The 1,553-nt window shown below is 74.0% G+C and carries 1 protein-coding gene; it reads right to left on the bottom strand.

The window, feature by feature from the left end; translation table 11 throughout:
* Positions 1–60: 60 nt before the first annotated feature.
* Positions 61–1,553, bottom strand: a 1,493-nt coding sequence (locus C2142_RS35470) for a DUF2254 domain-containing protein (protein ID WP_208693246.1), incomplete at its 5' end; no start/stop codon positions are given.

The following is a 1,553-nucleotide window of genomic DNA, read 5'->3' as shown; positions in this document are numbered from 1 at the left end:
GGCCGTCGCCGCCGGGGCCGCACCGGCCGGGGCTGACGCCCGGCCCGACCCGGCCGGGCGTCAGCCCCGGCCGGTGCGGCTCGCGTGCGCGGCGAGGACGGCCCGGTAGCGGTGGTGCACGTCCTCGCGATCGGCCGGCTCGGCCACCGACTCCGCACTCAGCCGCTCGATCATCCCGGCCTGGCGGAGCAGCACCTGGCGCTGCTCCTCGGTCCTGGTCTCCACCATGATCTCCGCCAGGGCGTCGAGCTGCCGGATCAGGACGGCGGGCATGCCGTGGGCGGCCTGGCGGATCTTCTCGAACGCGCGCTCCACCAGCCGCTCGTAGCTCACCGGCGTGGCGATCACCCGGATGTAGCCGTCCGCATCCCGGTGGACCGGGTCCGGCTGCCAGCGCGACGCGATCCGGCACAGCCCCTCACCGAGCCAGTCGATGCAGGTCAGGGCGGTGAAGGTGTCGTTCACCGCGGTGGACAGCGCCCGGATGGCGATCTCCACCAGCTGGTCCACCGCGAAGGCGATGTCCTGGGCGAGCGTCCTGGTCGGGCCGGTGATGTGGGCGCGGGCGAAACTCCGGGACACCTCGTCGGCCGCCTCGGCGGGCCAGACCGTGGCGAGCTGGTGACCCTGCACCAGGAAGTGGCCCGGTCGCTGGTCCAGGCGGATGACGGCGCCGAGCTCGGACGCCATGCGGACCAGCGTGCGGTGCCGGACGAACTGCAGGTAGCCGCTGGCCGGCGCCGGGACGGCGGCCCCCGACGCGTCCAGCCGGGCGTGCAGTTCGGCCTCGGGCGGCCCCCGCTCGACGCCGCCGCCGCGGGCGGGTTCGCCCGCGCCCGCGTCGATCGCCGCCGAGAGCTCGGCCGCGATGTTCGCGATGACGCGGGGCAGCTGGATGGAGGTGGCGATGTGGTGGATGAAGTAGATCAGCACCCCGAGGTCGGCCAGCACCAGGCCCATGCACACGGTGATGGACAGGTGCGGGACGAAGTCGCCGTGCGAGGACGGTCCGATCACCATCAGGGAGAGCACCGCGTAGACGAACGTCCCGACGAAGGTGCCCAGGGTGAGCTGGGTGCTGCGGTCCCGGATGAAGGTCCGCAGCATCCGCGGCCCGAACTGGGTGGAGGCCAGCGTCAGGGTCACGATCATGATCGAGAACACCACGCCGACGACGGTGATCAGCGCCGCCGCGATGGCGGCGAGGATCTGCCGGGCGGCGTCGGCCGTGCCGCTGATGACCCAGGTCGGCAGGGACAGGTCGCCCCGGTACGCCGCCCGGTCCAGGGACCAGGTGAGCAGGAAGAGAAGCGCGGCGAGCAGCACCTCCAGCATCGGCACGACCCACAGGTTGGTCCGCAGCGCCTCCCGACGCCACTGCGCCTCCAGGTGGACCCCACCGATCACCTCGCCCACCTCCAGCCCCTGCGCACCGGCCCGCCGGACGCCACCTCGTTCAAGGGTCGTCCGACAAGGCGGCGGCCGCCCGCCGGGCCGCCCCTCCGTGGGGCCGCCCGGGTGGTGCCCGGCGCGGCGGCCGAGCAGCGGGGCTC

The organism is Streptomyces sp. CB01881, assembly GCF_002953255.1.
Classification (GTDB): Bacteria; Actinomycetota; Actinomycetes; order Streptomycetales; family Streptomycetaceae; genus Kitasatospora.
This window is presented reverse-complemented; position numbering and strand designations above follow the sequence as displayed.